At 55.2% G+C, this 15,890-nt stretch carries 16 protein-coding genes; 7 read left to right on the top strand and 9 right to left on the bottom strand.

The genetic code is table 11. The features are described from left to right. Nucleotides 1-49 precede the first annotated feature (49 nt). Nucleotides 50-736, bottom strand: a complete 687-nt coding sequence (purN, locus tag ACQYWX_RS21660) for a phosphoribosylglycinamide formyltransferase (RefSeq protein ID WP_431686318.1) — start codon at nt 734-736, stop codon at nt 50-52. Between the two features lie 2 nt (nt 737-738). Next, nucleotides 739-1,797 (bottom strand): phosphoribosylformylglycinamidine cyclo-ligase, encoded by a 1,059-nt coding sequence (purM, locus tag ACQYWX_RS21655; protein WP_431686317.1) that lies wholly within the window; start codon nt 1,795-1,797, stop codon nt 739-741. Nucleotides 1,798-2,093: 296 nt separating this feature from the next. On the opposite strand from purM, the gene ACQYWX_RS21650 reads away from it, so the two are divergent. From ACQYWX_RS21650 to ACQYWX_RS21630, 5 genes are all read left to right on the top strand, one after another. Beyond that, nucleotides 2,094-3,209, top strand: a complete 1,116-nt coding sequence (locus tag ACQYWX_RS21650) for a DUF2066 domain-containing protein (RefSeq protein ID WP_279507935.1) — start codon at nt 2,094-2,096, stop codon at nt 3,207-3,209. Nucleotides 3,210-3,373: 164 nt separating this feature from the next. Beyond that, nucleotides 3,374-3,940 carry a CDP-alcohol phosphatidyltransferase family protein gene (locus tag ACQYWX_RS21645; RefSeq protein ID WP_216739813.1) on the top strand — a complete coding sequence of 189 codons (567 nt, stop codon included), beginning with the start codon at nt 3,374-3,376 and terminating at the stop codon, nt 3,938-3,940. Nucleotides 3,941-4,000: 60 nt separating this feature from the next. Continuing rightward, nucleotides 4,001-4,675 carry a DnaA regulatory inactivator Hda gene (gene hda / locus ACQYWX_RS21640; protein WP_431686316.1) on the top strand — a complete coding sequence of 225 codons (675 nt, stop codon included), beginning with the start codon at nt 4,001-4,003 and terminating at the stop codon, nt 4,673-4,675. Between the two features lie 99 nt (nt 4,676-4,774). After that, a complete protein-coding gene (locus ACQYWX_RS21635) occupies nt 4,775-5,563 on the top strand; it encodes a ParA family protein (RefSeq protein ID WP_279507932.1) in 789 nt (262 codons plus the stop codon). A 53-nt stretch (nt 5,564-5,616) separates the two neighbouring features. Beyond that, nucleotides 5,617-5,988: a YqcC family protein gene (locus ACQYWX_RS21630; RefSeq protein ID WP_279507931.1), complete on the top strand. Its 372-nt coding sequence runs from the start codon at nt 5,617-5,619 to the stop codon at nt 5,986-5,988. Here the strand turns inward: ACQYWX_RS21630 and ACQYWX_RS21625 are convergent. The 7 genes from ACQYWX_RS21625 to ACQYWX_RS21595 all read right to left on the bottom strand — a co-directional run bounded on the left by ACQYWX_RS21625 (nt 5,975) and on the right by ACQYWX_RS21595 (nt 12,429). After that, entirely contained in the window at nt 5,975-6,586 is a 612-nt protein-coding gene (locus ACQYWX_RS21625; RefSeq protein WP_431686315.1) for a uracil-DNA glycosylase family protein, read from the bottom strand. The two genes, ACQYWX_RS21630 and ACQYWX_RS21625, sit on opposite strands and share 14 nt — an antisense overlap. Before the next feature lie 94 nt (nt 6,587-6,680). Then, complete coding sequence (locus ACQYWX_RS21620; RefSeq protein ID WP_431686314.1) at nt 6,681-7,235, bottom strand: lysophospholipid acyltransferase family protein; 555 nt, start codon at nt 7,233-7,235, stop codon at nt 6,681-6,683. Nucleotides 7,236-7,294: 59 nt separating this feature from the next. Continuing rightward, nucleotides 7,295-7,873 carry an RNA 2',3'-cyclic phosphodiesterase gene (gene thpR / locus ACQYWX_RS21615; protein ID WP_431686313.1) on the bottom strand — a complete coding sequence of 193 codons (579 nt, stop codon included), beginning with the start codon at nt 7,871-7,873 and terminating at the stop codon, nt 7,295-7,297. Between the two features lie 13 nt (nt 7,874-7,886). After that, complete coding sequence (locus tag ACQYWX_RS21610) at nt 7,887-8,126, bottom strand: DUF1289 domain-containing protein (protein WP_127972624.1); 240 nt, start codon at nt 8,124-8,126, stop codon at nt 7,887-7,889. A gap of 25 nt (nt 8,127-8,151) precedes the next feature. Next, nucleotides 8,152-10,890 (bottom strand): putative bifunctional diguanylate cyclase/phosphodiesterase, encoded by a 2,739-nt coding sequence (locus tag ACQYWX_RS21605; protein ID WP_431686312.1) that lies wholly within the window; start codon nt 10,888-10,890, stop codon nt 8,152-8,154. Between the two features lie 194 nt (nt 10,891-11,084). Beyond that, a complete protein-coding gene (gene nadC, locus ACQYWX_RS21600) occupies nt 11,085-11,921 on the bottom strand; it encodes a carboxylating nicotinate-nucleotide diphosphorylase (RefSeq protein ID WP_431686311.1) in 837 nt (278 codons plus the stop codon). Between the two features lie 10 nt (nt 11,922-11,931). Continuing rightward, the gene (locus ACQYWX_RS21595; protein ID WP_279507924.1) at nt 11,932-12,429 is read right to left on the bottom strand and encodes a retropepsin-like aspartic protease family protein; all 498 of its coding nucleotides are present in this window, start codon (nt 12,427-12,429) and stop codon (nt 11,932-11,934) included. 382 nt (nt 12,430-12,811) lie between these two features. Here ACQYWX_RS21595 and ACQYWX_RS21590 point away from each other — a divergent pair, with 382 nt between their 5' ends. Continuing rightward, a complete protein-coding gene (locus tag ACQYWX_RS21590; RefSeq protein WP_431686310.1) occupies nt 12,812-15,136 on the top strand; it encodes a DUF1631 domain-containing protein in 2,325 nt (774 codons plus the stop codon). A 234-nt stretch (nt 15,137-15,370) separates the two neighbouring features. Further along, on the top strand, nt 15,371-15,886 hold the full coding sequence (ampD, locus tag ACQYWX_RS21585; RefSeq protein WP_253938674.1) for a 1,6-anhydro-N-acetylmuramyl-L-alanine amidase AmpD: 516 nt from the start codon (nt 15,371-15,373) through the stop codon (nt 15,884-15,886). Nucleotides 15,887-15,890 lie beyond the last annotated feature (4 nt).

The raw sequence follows: 15,890 nt of genomic DNA, 5'->3' as shown, positions 1-15,890 counted from the left end.
CTCCGTTGTTTAACTGACAGGTCAACATTAAGCGCTCAGGCGCCTGGGATCAAGCGCCCCCAGGCGTTATCGCATTGCTGATTTGTAATCCGGCGGGAGGAAGTTCGGCGTCATCCAGGTAGGCGCGCTCGTCGCGCATGACCAGTCTGCCTTCGCAGAACCAGCGCACGGCTTGCGGATAGATAAGGTGCTCCTGCAACTGCACGCGATCCGCAAGGCGCTTGGGATCATCGCCGGGCAGAACGGGAACGACCGCCTGGATAATGTTGGGGCCGCCGTCCAGCTCCTCCGTGACAAAGTGCACGGTGGCTCCGTGTGCGGAGTCGCCGGCTTCAAGCGCTCTTTGGTGCGTGTTGAGCCCTTGATATTTGGGCAGCAATGAAGGGTGTATGTTGAGCATGCGACCATGATAGTGGCGCACAAACTCGACTGTGAGAATGCGCATGAAGCCGGCCAGCACCACCAGATCAGGAGCGTGACGATCTATCTCAGCCATCAGCGCCTGGTCAAAATCAGTGCGGGTTGCAAACTGTTTATGGTCGATCACTGTCGTGGGAACGCCCGCCTTGGCGGCGCGCTCAAGGCCGTAGGCGTCCCCTTTGTTGCTGATGACACTGACAATCTCGCCGTGAACGGTATCTGCGATGACGGCGTCCAGCAGCGCTTGCAAATTGCTGCCGGAACCGGAAATTAAAACGACGATTCGCCGCGGCGCGGATTCAGTTGCAATAGTCACGCTCAGTCAACCAGGCCTTTCATTTCGACGACAGGTTCTTCTTCCGTGTGGGCTTCAATGGTTCCCAGACGGAACACAGTTTCTCCCGCTGCGCTCAGCAATTCCTGCGCTTTTTCGGCGCTGTCCGCGGGTACGCAGACCACCATACCGATGCCGCAGTTGAAGGTGCGGAACATTTCGTTCCAGGCGACGTTGCCGTTTTCCTGCAACCAGTTGAACAGGGCGGGGATTTCGAAGGCGCTGACGTCGACCACCGCCTTTGAGTGCGCAGGCAGTACGCGTGGCAGGTTTTCCAGCAGGCCGCCGCCAGTGATATGGGAAAGCGCGTGGACAGGAGTCTGACGGATCAGCTCCAGCAATGGTTTAACGTAGATGCGAGTAGGCGCAAGCAGTGCTTCGCCCAGGGTGGCGCCGCCAAACGGCTGGTTCAAATCAGCGCCACTGACTTCCACGATTTTACGCACCAGGGAGTAGCCATTGGAGTGAACGCCGGAAGAGGCCAGTCCAAGCAGCACGTCGCCGGGTTTGACCAGACTGCCGTCGATAATTTTGGATTTTTCCACGATGCCAACGCAGAAGCCCGCCAAATCGTAGTCGTCGCCTTCGTACATGCCAGGCATTTCTGCGGTTTCGCCGCCGACCAGGGAGCAGCCTGCTTGACGACAGCCTTCGCCGATGCCAGTGACGACGGTCGCCGCTACGTCAACGGACAATTTGCCGGTGGCGTAGTAGTCAAGGAAGAACAAAGGTTCTGCGCCTTGTACGATCAGGTCGTTGACGCACATAGCCACCAGGTCGATGCCGATGGTGTCGTGCTTGTTCATTTGCATGGCCAGCCGCAGCTTGGTGCCCACGCCGTCGGTGCCGGAAACCAGAACCGGCTCCTGATAGCCTTTCGGCAGTTCGAACAGGGCGCCGAATCCGCCGAGTCCGGCCATCACTTCCGGACGGCGAGTCGCCTGTGCGGCGCCCTTGATGCGCTGCACCAGCGCATTGCCAGCGTCGATATCAACCCCAGCGTCACGATAACTTAAAGAAGGCTTGTCATTGGAAGCGGTCATAATAGGTGTCTGCCCTATAGCGTAGGTCCACGGAAAGGAGGCGTATTTTAACAGCCCAGTTCCCCCAGCGCCAATGCAGTAAACAATAAGTCGTAGCGGCTATTCGAGCGAGGCGTGGCCCGCATTGAAGTTAATCGGCTTTAATAGTGGAGAAAAGTTAAATGGTGTATCCTTGCCTGTCGTTCTTAGGCTCCGTAAATCACCCGTCTGGCGATACCGTGGCGGAAGGGGCGAAAAGGGCGCTCCCGGGTCATATCGTCGGGTCGTCCGTAGTTTGAAAAATACGGGAGGATGGCTTGAAACAGGCCGCTAGATTGTTGTTCCGGGCGATCGTCCTGAAACGCCGGATACTGTCGTTTTTATCTTTATTCTTGCTGTGCGGTTATGTCCATGCTGTCGCGATCAGCGACATTTATGATGTGGAAGTGCCGGTTTCCGGGCAGGACCCGAAAGAGCGCGCCGAGGCCGTTGAGAAAGGCGCAGGCATGGTTATGGATCGCGTCGCAGGTAACAGCGGGTGGCGCAATGTGCTGGATGCGGCGGTGCTGGCGGAGCAGGCGCCGCGCCTGTTGGAAGAATACAGTTACGGTTACGCGGTGGTGGATTCAGGTTCCGGTCCGCGTCGTCTGCTTGTATTAAAAGCGCACTACTCCGCACAGGGGTTTGAGAACCTGCTCAGTCAATACAAAGTCCCTGTATGGGGCCGTAATCGGCCGCAAGTATTGGTATGGATGGCGGTGGAAGGCGATCGCGGACGTGAAATCCTGGGCGAAGGCGCTTCGCATCACTTGGTGGCTGCGGTGAAATATTCCGCGCAGCGTTGGGGCGTGCCTTTATTGTTGCCGCTGATGGATCTGCAGGATGCGTCCAGTCTGAATACGTCGGACTTGTGGGGCTTTTTCGCGGAGCCTGTTGAGGCGTCCTCCACGCGTTACAGCCATGACTCTATCCTGATGGTGCGCGCCTATCCAAGAAGCGGCCGCTGGAGCGGCTTGTGGCAGTTGCGCGTCAGCGGCCAGAAGATCGCGGAAGAAAGTGTCGAAGCGGACACCATCAGCGCCATGGCGGATAAGATGATGGAGTCCGTCGCGCTGTCGCTGGCTCATAAGTATGCGGTTAACCTGGGGGCGGACGCCCAGGGCGATGAAGTAACCGTGGAAGTGTCGAATGTGACGGATTTCCGCGCTTATGCGGATATTCTCAAGTATATGCGTCAACTGGCTCCTGTGAAGAAAGCGGAACCTGTGTATGTCGGCGAAGACATCGTGCGTTTTCAGTTGAAGCTGAACGGTTATCCTGAACAGCTGGCTGAGCATTTGGCGCTACAACCAAGACTGCGTCCTGAGTTAGGCCCTTCCACTCAGCAAGAGGTTGGACGCAGACTCTATTATTCGTGGGCCGGCGACCGCTAGGCCGAATAGAGACCGTGGCGCTTTCCTTGTCACGGTCCTTATGGCCAAGTCTTGAGCCATATTGAATGAGTACAACGCCCGTACGCCGGGCCGTCACACGGAATGACGACGCAACAAGTTTCCGGATAACTTCAGATTTTTTCATGGCCGGAGGAAAACAGGATTTGCGATTAGAGTGGCGACATATTCCTAATGTCATAACCGTGTTGCGCATTTTCCTGGTTGGGCCGATCGCGTATTGTCTGGCCCGTGAGCTATATCGGGAAGCTATGTGGCTGTTTTTTGTCGCAGGCGTCTCCGATGCCTTGGATGGTTTCCTGGCGCGGGCCTGTAAATGGTCGAGTCGTTTCGGCGCCGTCACCGACCCATTGGCGGATAAAGCTCTGCTGGTCACGGTGTTTATCGTGCTGACTTACAATGAGGTTCTACCACTTTGGTTGACCTTGTTGGTCTTCGCGCGGGATGTGATCATAGTGGCGGGAGCGTTGACCTACCACAAACTGGTCGGCGCCTATAAAATGCAGCCCTCGCTGTGGGGCAAGCTCAGTACGCTGAGCCAGATTACCTTTATCCTTGCGGTGATTTTGAATCTCGCGGGAATAGCCATGCCTCCATGGGCTCTTGAGGGCGGAGTCTGGGTTGTCGCGCTGACCAGTTGCATCAGCGGCGCGCACTACGTGATTCTGTGGGGAGGCAGATTTTATCGCGCTCGCAACGGACTGGCCAAGTGACGGCGCTGTAACTGCTTATTAGACTTTGCGTAGAAGATGCGGAAATCAGAAAACACACAAATGGCGCTGCGGCTGTCGAATGGCGAAAGCGCTACGCTGGAAAACTTTTTCGAGCCTCCCTCCGGCGTTGTGGTGCAGTCCATTCAACGCTTTCTCACTGCGTCTGAAGATACTGTGTTTTCCATCTGCGGCGCTTCCGCTCAGGGTAAAACCCACCTTTTGATGGCCGCCTGCAACGGGTTTCACAGCGCGAAATGCTTTTATCTGTCTTTGCGCGAGTACGCGGACTTTGGCGTGGATGTGCTGACCGGGCTGGAGTCTTTCGATGTGCTGTGTTTCGATGACATTGACGCCATCGCGGGGCAGCCGGAGTGGGAAGAGGCTCTGTTCCACTTGTTCAATCGTTGTCGCGATCGCGGTTGCAAGTGGCTGATCACGTCAGCGGAAGCGCCTTCCCAGACCCCGTTTTTACTGCCGGACCTAAAGACCCGTTTGGCCTGGGGAGAGTGCGTGCGCCTTCCTGAGCTGGACGAGGTGCAGCGCATCAACGTACTGGACATCAAGGCGGCCAATATTGGTTTTCGTCTTTCAGATGAAGTTAAGCAATACATTATGCGTCGCGCCCCAAGGGATTTAAGCTCGCTTTCCCTGATTCTGGAGCGTCTGGACAAGGCCTCCCTGGTGGAAAAGCGCCCCATAACCGTGCCTTTCGTCAAATCTGTGATGAATTGGTGACCCTTCTAATCCTTTAGGTCTAACTTTTTGCCTGTTTGGCTGGCAAAATCCCCCCTTATCAGTAAGAATTTTCAGGATATAAAAATAAGCGGGGGGATTATGCGCAGAGTGGTCTTTAATCAAAAAGGCGGAGTGGGTAAATCCAGCATTGTCTGTAATCTGGCCGCCATCAGCGCCGCGCAGGGCTCCAAGACCTTGGTCGTGGATCTGGACCCGCAAGGCAATTCGAGCCTTTATCTGCTGAGCCGCAACGTCATGGAGTTGAAAGATACGGTAGCGGACTTCTTTGAGCAGACCATGGCCTTCAATTTATTCAATAAGAAGGTGGACGATTTCATTCACGCCACCCGCTATCCCAATCTATTCGTCATGCCCGCCAGTCCCGAGCTGGAGTTTCTGGAGCGTAAACTGGAAGCGCGGCACAAGATCTATAAGCTGCGTGATGCGCTGGTGAAGTTGGGCGATGTCTTCGACCGAATTTATATTGATACCGCTCCAGCCTTGAATTTTTACACCCGATCGGCGTTAATCGCCGCCCAGCGGTGCCTGATTCCCTTTGATTGCGACGACTTCTCCCGGCAGGCCCTGTACTCCATTCTTGGAGAGATCCAGGATTTGCAGGAGGACCACAACAAAGACCTGAAAGTGGAAGGGATTGTCGCCAATCAGTTTCAGCCCCGAGCGAACCTGCCGACGCAGATTATTGAGTCCATGAAGGAAGAAGGTTTGCCAGTATTACCGGTGCGCCTGAACGCCTCCGTGAAGATGAAAGAGTCTCATCAGGCGCATGAGCCCCTGATACATTTCGCGCCCAAGCATCCGCTGACGCAGCAGTTTCAGGAATTGCATACGATGCTTCAGGGCGCGTCTGCTTTGTCTGAGGCCTGATCGGCGCGTATCATGTTTTTGAGTATCTATTTTTGTTGTAAGAGTAGGCAGTAGTGACAGATCGAGTATACGTAGAGTTGGCGGATGTCCTGTTGGGGCTGGAAATGGAGCTCCGAAATTTAGGCCTGTGGCGGAAAGATCAGCCTCATGAGGAGGCTCTCGCCAGTGTGACGCCTTTTTGCGCAGACACGCTGGAGTTTCATGAGTGGCTGCAATTTATATTCATTGAGCGCATGAAGGTGATTGTGGAATTCCGTGCGCCCATGCCGCCTATGCGCAGCGGCATTGAGCCGGCGGCGGAAATGGCGTATCAAGGGCAGCTGGGGAAAGTGGCTGGCCTTTTAGCTTCATTACGCAAGGTGGACGAAGCCATCAACAATGCGCGGGACGCATTAGCGGGCGGTCAGGGGTTCAGTCGAAACTAAGCAAGTCGTGCACGTGATTCCGCACTTGTGGAATCACCTCTTCTTCGAACCAGGGGCGCTGCTTCAGCCACAGGGTATTACGAGGCGAGGGATGCGGCAGCGGGATCAGTCTGGGATACCAGTCGCGCCAGTGCTTAACGTTTTCAGACAGGCTCTTGTAGGCGTTTGGCAGGTAAGCTTGTTGCGCATATAACCCCACCAGTAGAAACATTTCCAGACGAGGCAGTCGCGCCAGAATTTTGTGGTGCCAGTGCTCGTAACACTCTTTGCGCGGAGGGAGATCGCCGCTGCGGCCTTTACCGGGATAGCAAAAACCCATCGGCATGATGGCGATTCGGTTTGTATCGTAAAAAGTCTCTTTGTCCAGGCCCAGCCAAGTCCGCAATCTGTCGCCGCTGGGGTCGTTCCAGGGAATGCCTGTAGCGTGCACGCGCGTCCCGGGCGCCTGACCGATGATCATCAGGCGGGCGCTGGAGCCTACTTTCACTACCGGGTTGGGCTCCAAATGCCGCTCACACAGGCGGCATGCGCGAACGTCCTGCAACAGTCGGTTTAATTCGTTGTCGTTATCCGTTGTGTCTATCCTTCTTTGAGTCATCTTCTTGCGGTAAATATGGCTTCGTTGTTAGCGAACCCGACTCATCCATACAACGAAGACTTTTCTTGGGAGGGGGGCTTGCTCGTTGGGCGACTCAGCTTGATCCTATTAAAACGTCCACGCCTTGATCCGCGTATATCTGCTTGATCTTTAGCAGGTCGTCCCCTAGAGATTCCGATGGGAAGATTTTGCCGAGAATACGGCCGCGCTTACGCTTGCTGTCCGACATCATCAGGATGATTGGCGCGCCGGCTGCTTTGGCGATATGCCAGAATCCGGTGCGTATGGGTTTGCGTTCTTCCTTCATTTTGTTGCGGGTGGCCTCTGGCGCGATGGCCAGTGTAAAGGTGGCGCGCTTGGAGAACTCCTGGCGCATCTGATCGACAAGATTGGTTTTGGAGCTTCTGTCTACGGGGATGCAGCCGAATTTGGACAAGAACCAGGAAAAAGGCCACACAAACAAATCTTTTTTAACCAGTGTGTGCAGCTTGCGGCGGTAAATGCAAAACAGCGCCAGAATGCGCACCCCGTCCATGTTTGTGGTGTGAGGAAAGCCGATCACCACTTGCTTGTCTTCCCACAGCTCTGGTTTCTCGTCATAAGTCCAGCCGCTGAATTTGAAAAGAAGTTTTGAAAGCAGGTACAACATCGCTGTTATTTCCGGGTAAAAATGGTGTGGATCGAAGCCACTTTTAGGGTTTCAGCCCGCTATTGTAACTCACAACCGCCGGAGCGGGTACTTAAGTCCATGGTCGCCAGACTGTGATAAATGGAGCCGTTTTCTCCCTGTGTGCTCTGGTAGAGCTCAACGGCTTTTACGTCAAAATGGAGTGGAGCGATCAGGTTGGCTTGCAAATCCAGGCGCTGACGTCGGGAGCGCCCTCTGGCCAGGGTGAGGTGAGGGCGAAAAACACGTTCGTCGACAGCTTCCCCAGCCTGCGCTATGCGGGATTTAATATGTTCATGCAGCGCCAGCAAACGATCATTGGCTGTAATCTGCGCAGCCAGGTATCCCGCGCGCTGGACGCTGGGAAAGGGGGTGATGGCCTCGAACGTGATAGAAAATGCTGGAAAATGCAGCAGACTTTCACGAAGGTCTTTCACAAGTCGCTGCGCGACCTCCGGGTGAAGGTCGGCAAAGAAATGCAGAGTGATGTGCAGTTGCTCCCTTGTTTGCCAGCGATACTGGCGCGACAGCTCTGGATGCAGCGCTTGCAGGCGCCCGATATCCATGAGCAGGCGTTCTTTGGCGCAGGGGGGAGGAACCAGGGTGAAAAAGCATCTCATCGTGTTGGCAGGGTCATTGGCGTTGTTTAAGTTGCTTCAGCAGATCCCGCTTCTGCGCTGAAGAATAGCTGCTCCAAGCCAGTATTTCCTGCAGTGTGCGTTTACAGCCGCAACAGACGTCGTTCTCGTCCAGGCAGCAGTTGCGGACGCAAGGGTTGGCGGGCTCGCCGTTGGCGTCGGTTTGACTGGGCGCTTTGCTCGCACCGCTCCACCAATCTTGCGGAGGCGATGATGGGGGCCAGCGTTTGGACATAAGCGACTCGCTTTGGCGGTCCGTCTTAATTCAGCGGGAGGCCGATTTGGCCGCCTTCCGGGTTGAGTACGCCTTGTTTGAGGGCGTTAAAGAATTCGGGCAATTGATCGGAAGGCATGGGCAGGGAATACAGATGACCCTGCACGTAACGAACTTTGTGATTGCGGAAAAAGGTTTCCTGTTCGGTTCTTTCTATGCCTTCCACGATGACACGCATATGCATGCGGCTGGCGATGCTTAGCAGGGTCTCAAGAATAGCGGCGTCGTAGTCGTCCCCTGGCACATTGCGGGTAAGGGCGCGATCGATTTTTACCGCATCCACCGGTAGCCGGGCCAGGTTGGATAGCGAAGAGAGGCCTGAGCCGAAGCTGTCGATGGTGATATTAACGCCGATCTCCTTCAGTCTGCCCAGGATTTCCGCCGCCTCAGCGGGGTTGCTCACCAACACCTGCTCGCCAATCTCCAGGTTGAGGAAGGCGGGATTGACGCGTATCTCGGCGATGACCCGTTTCAGCGTATCCACCATCTGAGGATGATGCAGCTGGCGTGCGGAAATGTTGATCGCCACTTGCACATGGGAGCGGCTCATCGCCTGTATCGCCCGGCATTGCAGGCAGGCGTTGTAGAAGATCCATTCCCCCAGAGCCGGCAGTAATCCGGTTTGTTCGGCCACGGTGATGAATTCATGGGGCGCCAGCACGCCCCGCTTGGGATGGCGCCAGCGCAGCAAAGCTTCCAGCCCGACAATATGCTGGTTTTCCAGGTCGATCTGCGGTTGATAGTAGATATCGAACTGGTGCCCGGAAATGGCGGCGCGCAGTTCCTGTTCCGTGTTGATCTGGTGCGTCAGTTCGTCGTTCATCTCCTTTTGATACATCTGAATATTGTTGCGGCCGGCTTTCTTGGCCCGGTACATGGCCATGTCGGCGTTTTTCAGCAGCACAGAATATTCCACGCCATCCCGGGGCGATACGGTGACGCCGATACTGGTGGTGATTACCAGCTGCTGTCCCGGCAGTTCGACCGGTTTGGTAATGGCTTCCAAGAGATTGCGGCCCACCAGCTCGCAGTCTTCCGCTCCGTTTACCCGGTTCAGAAGGATGGCGAATTCATCGCCGCCAAGCCGCGCGATAGTGTCTTCCTCCCGCACGCAGGACGCCAGGCGACGGCAGATTTCCTGCAGTAGCGCATCCCCGGCGTCATGGCCCAGGGTGTCGTTGATGCGTTTGAAGTGGTCTATATCCAGGCTGATCAGGCCAACGTCATGTTGTCGACGGGAGGCCTGCTTCAAAGCCTGGCGGCAGCGATCCTCGAACAGGCGGCGATTGGCGGCGCCTGTCAGCACATCGTAGTGTGCGAGAAAGTGCAGTTGGTTCTGGGTTTCGCGGATGGTGGAGATATCCTGGCCGATAATGATCGCCTGGGTCAGCTCTTCATCTACGTCCACCACGCGGTTAATGTTCCAGAGCATGACGTGGGAGCCGCCATCCGCTGCGGTCATTTCGCTCTCCAGGTTTTCCACCGGGACGCCGGTTTCCAGCACTTTGGTGATTTTCCAGGCGGTTTCATCCTGAAACGCCTTCGGCACGAAGCAGGTGATGTAATTCTTGCCGTAAATATCTTCCCGGTGATAGCCGAACAATCGACTGGCGGCGCCGTTCCATTGAACGATGCGGAAGTTCTTATCCATGACAATGATGGGGCTGCCCGCTGTTTCAATAATGGCGCGGTAGCGACGGGTTGAGGTGCGAAATGAGCGTTCCGCCTGCTTGCGAATATGCACCTCGTCCTGCAACTCCTGATTGATGGCCTCAAGCTCGCGGGTGCGTCGCTGCACCAGCTGCTCAATGGCGTCTTCCACTCGGGCGCGGTCGGCGGCGAGTGCAGACAGATAGAGGCTGAATATGGTCATCACCGCCACTTCGCTGTGAAACAGATTGAAGTGGGCGAGGGAGCCATATCCGGTATCGCCGTAGCCATAAGCCAGCAGCGCGGCCAGTCCTGACAGGCAGATTGCGAGCACGCCGCCGAAACGGCCAAAGCGCAAGCTCGACCAAGCGAACAGCGGCAGAAGTAAAAACAAAGCCATGCCGCCGTTTTTGATCAGCAGGCCTCCCGCCATGAGGAGCAAGGTAATCCAGACCAGCACTTCCCAGACCCGGGCGACGGCGAGCGTGTAGAACTCGTTCCTGCGACGCCATTGGGTGTAGACCGGGACCGTCAACAGAATGGGCATGCCAATGCTGTATAGAAGATAAAGTGTTGTTTGCAGCAGCACTTCTCCGGGCATGGCGCCCCCCACCAGTAGGGCGATAGGCAGGCCGGCGGCCAAAGCGCTCAGAAACAGACTGGCCAGCAGATTCCATAAGCGGGTTTCTGAGTGGGGCGGAGCGACATTCGTCTGCAACAGCAGATACAGGCGCTTCAGTAAAATGGGTTGCGCGCAAAGCAGGGCGCTGATGGCGACGGTAAGGGGGAGTGCGGTAATCAGCGGGTGAGACGTTTCCTGGCGCCACAACGCCAGCACGCCGGTGAATGTGGCGATAATGATAACCGGCAGAGCGCGGAGCCCGTAACGGAAATAGGCGATGGCGCAAACCGCGGCGCTAGGCCAGATCCAGGGAAGAGATTCAACGGAGGTGAATAAACTGGCGGAAAGTGCGCAGACGACAGCGGCCACGCCAATAATAAGCAAAGTTCGCCATTCGCCGCGTCCCGACGGTGAAGGGGAGTCGTTGCTTATCAGGCCGTTGTCTTCTGGCATGTTTTGTTAGGAACCGGAGCCGCTGTTCCTTGTGTCCCTGAGTCAGTTTGAGCGCGAATTGCGACCGTATAATGAAACTATAGTGTAATCAGACTGCTTCCGACGATATCACGACTGCAACGATATGTATCCTCATGTAACTGAACGTAAAGGGATTTGCAGTGCGCAGTCGGAAGCTTGCTGGCGCTGTCTCTTCAGATCAGGCGCATGGAAAGATCGATGGCGCGGCAATGTTTGGTGACGCCGCCAATGGAGATGAAGTCCACGCCGGTTTCAGCGATCGCCGCCAGGGTTTCCGAGGTGACGCCGCCGGAAGCCTCAAGTTTTGCGCGCCCCTGATTAACAACGACAGCATGCGCCATCTGTTCGATGCTGAAGTTGTCCAGCATGACGATATCGGCGCCGGCGCTCAGGGCTTCCTGCAGCTGTTCCATGGTTTCCACTTCCACTTCGACCGGCTTGCCGGGGGCGATGCGGTGAGCTTCCTCTATGGCGTTCTGGATGGAGCCGCAGGCCATGATGTGGTTTTCCTTAATCAGGAAGGCGTCCCACAGACCGATACGGTGATTGCGGCAGCCGCCGCAGGAGACGGCGTATTTTTGCGCGACCCGCAGACCCGGCAGTGTTTTGCGAGTGTCCAGCACTTGGGCTTTGGTGTGGCTGACCATATCGGCGTACTGGCGCGCCTGGGTCGCTACGCCAGACAGAGTCTGGAGGAAGTTCAGCGCAGTGCGTTCCGCTGTCAACAGCGATCGGGCGCGTCCGCTAACGGTGAATAATACGTCATTGGCGCGGGCCTGATCGCCGTCCTTGAATTTCCAGTCCACTTTGCAGTCCGGATCGACTTTGGCGAAAACTGCGTTAACCCACTCGACGCCGCAGACGATAGCGTCCTCCCGAGTAATGACTCTTGCTTCGGCGCGCTGTTCCGCGGGAATCAGCATGGCGGTGATGTCGCCGGAACCGATGTCTTCTGCAAGGGCTTTTTCTACGTCTTGTTGAATGGCGGGCTGAATGAGTTGTTCCAACATATATAAAGGCTCAAAGTGTAGTGTGTGTATTCGGCGATAAAATCAGCGTGCCGTTACGTTGGGTGAACGACAGTCTCTGCAATGCGCTCATGCCAAGCAGGATTTCATCCTCCTCCGTCATGGAAGAGAGAATGCTGGCCTCGACGTTATGCAGTTCAAACGGCCCGATAGTCAGCGTTTTTAAATAAGTGCGAGTGGCCTCGACGGCGCCATTGGCGGTCTGTACGTAGCCCCGGCTCAATTTTGGCAATTGCAGACGCTCCGCCAGTTCGGCGGGCACCGCCACGGTAGTCGCGCCGGTATCCAGGAGAAAGTCCACTTCTTCTCCGTTGATGAGTCCAGTGGTCAGGTAGTGTCCCTGATAATTGGATTGTAAGACCAATTCCTGCGCTCCATTGGCGGACTGGATGATCACGGGAGACTGATTGGGATTCTGCCTCTTCTTTTCCCAAAAGTCGAAAAACTGGGTGAGCAGGAGAATGCCGATGATCCAGGCGGCGATGAACATTCCTTTTCCGATTCCGCGGACCTGTGAGGGATTATTTTGACTCATAACTGCGGGCTTGATTTGGATACCGGATAATTCTTCAAGGCAGGTCATAATAACCTATAAACGGAGTCTCACAAGAGGCAATTAATTCAAGGGTTTCAAAGCGGTATAGGTTAATGTGTGATCAGCGTCACCCGGCAACAAATTGTGACAAAAGACGGTATGGTGACGGTATATACTTGCACCGTGGACAATATTACGTCGCTTTGTGACGTATTTTGTCAAGCAATGCATGTGGTTAGCTGTTGTCAGGAAGTGCGAGTTGGGAGAAAGTATGTCAACGAGTTCAAAAGTTGTCCGTCTTGACGTTTCAAGGAGTCAGCAAGAGGCTGTCAAGGGTGTGAAGTTACCGGCACTGTTAATCAAGTTACGCGACCGTTGTGGCGAGCACAACCGTAAACTCCTGGACAGGTTATTCGAACAAGTTGACGACTCGTTTTTTGACTTGGCGGATAAGTCCGCGACCAACTCTGAGCAGGCGTTGTTCTTTGACGCCATGCGTGAAATCCGCCTGAAAAAAGAGCGCATCGCTGCGCTTTTCATGCAGTATTACAATCGCGACTTTCAGTTTTCTGACGCGCATAAGCCAGGGATGCTGAAAGCCAACTTCGATCCTCAAAATCTGACGCTGGTGCAGGAAGACAAGCTGGAAGAGCAGGTCGCCATCGACAATATGGTGAACCGCTTTAAAAGCGAAATTGGCCGTGACCTTGAGCACCTGACCATTCGTTTGGACTCGCTGTTGTTTGATGTCAGCGTGGAAGAGGAAAACAACCCGCTTGGCCCCCAGCGCATGGTCACCAATTTCGTTACCGCCTGCGCCGAACTGGATATGGGGATTCGCGCCAAGCTGGTGTTCTTCAAACTATTTGAAAAACATGTGCTGACGCAGAATAAAGCCGTGCTGGAAGCCGCCAACAAGTTTCTGGCGGAGCAGGGCGTAATGCCTGACCTCAGCGCCAGTCGCAGCGTGCGCCGCACAGGGGTTAATTTGCCCCACGCCAGCGGTTCTGTGATTGATCAGAACACGGGCGCCGTCGGTGAATACAACGAAGGCGGGTGGGACCCGCAAATTGATCCGCTGCAATATATGCGTCAATTTTCTGACGCTCAAATGGCGAGCGCAGCGGGGGCGGCGGTAAATTTACCTGTTGTACAGCAAACTGCGTTATTAAATTTACTGTCTCGCCTGCAAACAACCAATAAGGCGCCGACAGCCGCGTTGTCTGAAAACGGTCTGATCAACTTCATGGGCCTGATGGAGCGCGCCGTCCTTGGTAAGGAAGGGCAGCCCCGCGCTTCCGTGGGGCGTTTGGACCAGGATGTGATGAATCTGGTCACCATGTTGTTCGAATTTATTTTGGATGACCGTCAAATACCTGCGGCGATTCGTGCAGTGATTGCGCGCTTGCAGATTCCCATTCTGAAAGTAGCGTTGCTGGATCGCACCTTCTTTAATCAGGGCGGTCACTCGGCGCGTAGATTGCTGAATGAAATGGCCACTGCCTCTATTGGCTGGACGGAAAAAGCGCCAGGTGAATCTGACCCGTTCCTCGCCAAGCTGGAGGAAGTGGTGCAGCGTCTGGTGACGGAGTTCGACAACGACATCACCATCTTTGACGAAGTGCTGGAAGACTTCATTCGTTTCCGTGAGAGCGATAAAAAGCGTCGCCACCTGTTGGAGCAGCGCACGCGCGACGCGGAAGTCGGGCGCGCCAAATCCGACGCCGCCAAGAAAGTGGTGCAGGATGTCCTGAACGATATGCTGGCTGGCAAGAATATTCCTGCTCTGGTCATGGAAGTATTAAAGGAAGGCTGGAGCAATTATATGGTGTTGCTGCAGCTGAAAAGCGGCAGAGAGCATCCCGATTGGCTGCAGGCTCAGTCTGTGGCGGCCCGATTGATTCAGGGATGCGACCCCGATGACACCAGCGCGGAAGCGCCGGAAGTCGCGGCGGTGGATAAATTGATGGAAGAGCTGCGCGCAGGTCTGCAGCAAACCGCTTACAAGCCGTTTGAGCTGGATAAGACCCTGCGTCTGTTGCAGAAAGTGTTGTCGGAAACCACGCAGCAGCGTCTGGCTAAAGAGATGACGCTGGATGACGAAGACATGGTGGAGGTTGAGACGCTGGAAGTGGCGTCCGCGCCCGCCGTTAAGAACGAAGACGCCTACATCCAGGCGGCCATGCGAGTGCTGAAAACGCCAGAGCCGCCAGTGGCGCTGCGCAAAGAGCAGGAGCTGAAGCCAGAGGTTGCGCCTGAACAGGTCGCGGAAGTTGCTGACGTTGAACAGGCTGAGCCAGTGGCGCAAGCGCCCGCCCGTATTGTCCTGATTGAAGAGGACAACGAAGAGCCGGCGGTGGAAGTAGAGGCGGATGAAGACAGTCTGAAGCTGGTTGATCGACTGAAGATCGGCACCTGGGTTGAGATCAATGAGGGTGATGACAAGAAGTATCGTTGCAAGCTGGTGGCGATTATTCAGACAACTGGCAAGTACATCTTCGTAAACCGCATGGGCGTCAAAGTGGCGGAAAAGAGCCGTATGGGTCTGGCGATCGCACTGAAGAGCGGAGTTATGTCGCTGCTGGATGACGGCCTGCTGTTTGACCGTGCGCTGGAATCCGTTATCGGCACCCTGCGCAAGGAAACTCCCAAGAAATCCTGATTTGCCCACCGGTCCCATAAAAGGGATCGGTGTCGGCATAAAAGTGACAATTTATCCTCATTGTATTCCCTCTCATACTCACTCTCCCCAGCCTAATTCTTTCGACAGGCTTGATCCACGCCTAAACTCTATCTAAAGTTCTGATTTCGCTGCGCTTCCTAAGCTGGGCCAAAACCTGTGGAAAATTCTGAATTTACAATAGACGCTCAGGGATGGTTGAGTCTGGTGAAGCGAATGCCTTCGCCTAATTTCAATCAACGACCGACAGATGCGGAGATCAGCCTGTTGGTGGTTCACAATATTAGTTTGCCGCCCGCTCAGTTTCGTGGCGAGTATGTCTGTGATTTCTTCCTGAATCGCCTGGATTGCGAGGCTCACCCTTATTTCAGAGAGATTGGCCATTTACAGGTTTCCTCGCACTTGTTCATCCGTCGGGACGGCGAGGTTATCCAGTTTGTGTCTCTGCATGACCGGGCCTGGCATGCGGGGCGCTCGTCCTGGCTTGGGCGAGATAACTGTAACGACTACTCCATTGGCGTTGAGCTGGAAGGCGCGGACGATATTCCCTATGAGGCGATCCAATATCGTCGACTAGCCCGCATTGCGAAGAGCATACGCAAGGCCTTTCCCCTGATAACGGAGGATAGGGTGGTTGGCCACAGCGATATCGCGCCGGACCGTAAAACCGATCCCGGACCTGCGTTTGATTGGCCTAAACTTAGAAAACTGATGTCGAACGAAGAAGGATAATCAA

The sequence above is a fragment of the Hahella sp. NBU794 genome, assembly GCF_050749805.1.
Classification (GTDB): Bacteria; Pseudomonadota; Gammaproteobacteria; order Pseudomonadales; family Oleiphilaceae; genus Hahella.
Note: the sequence above shows the minus strand (reverse complement) of the source record. Positions and strands in the feature narration are given on the sequence as shown.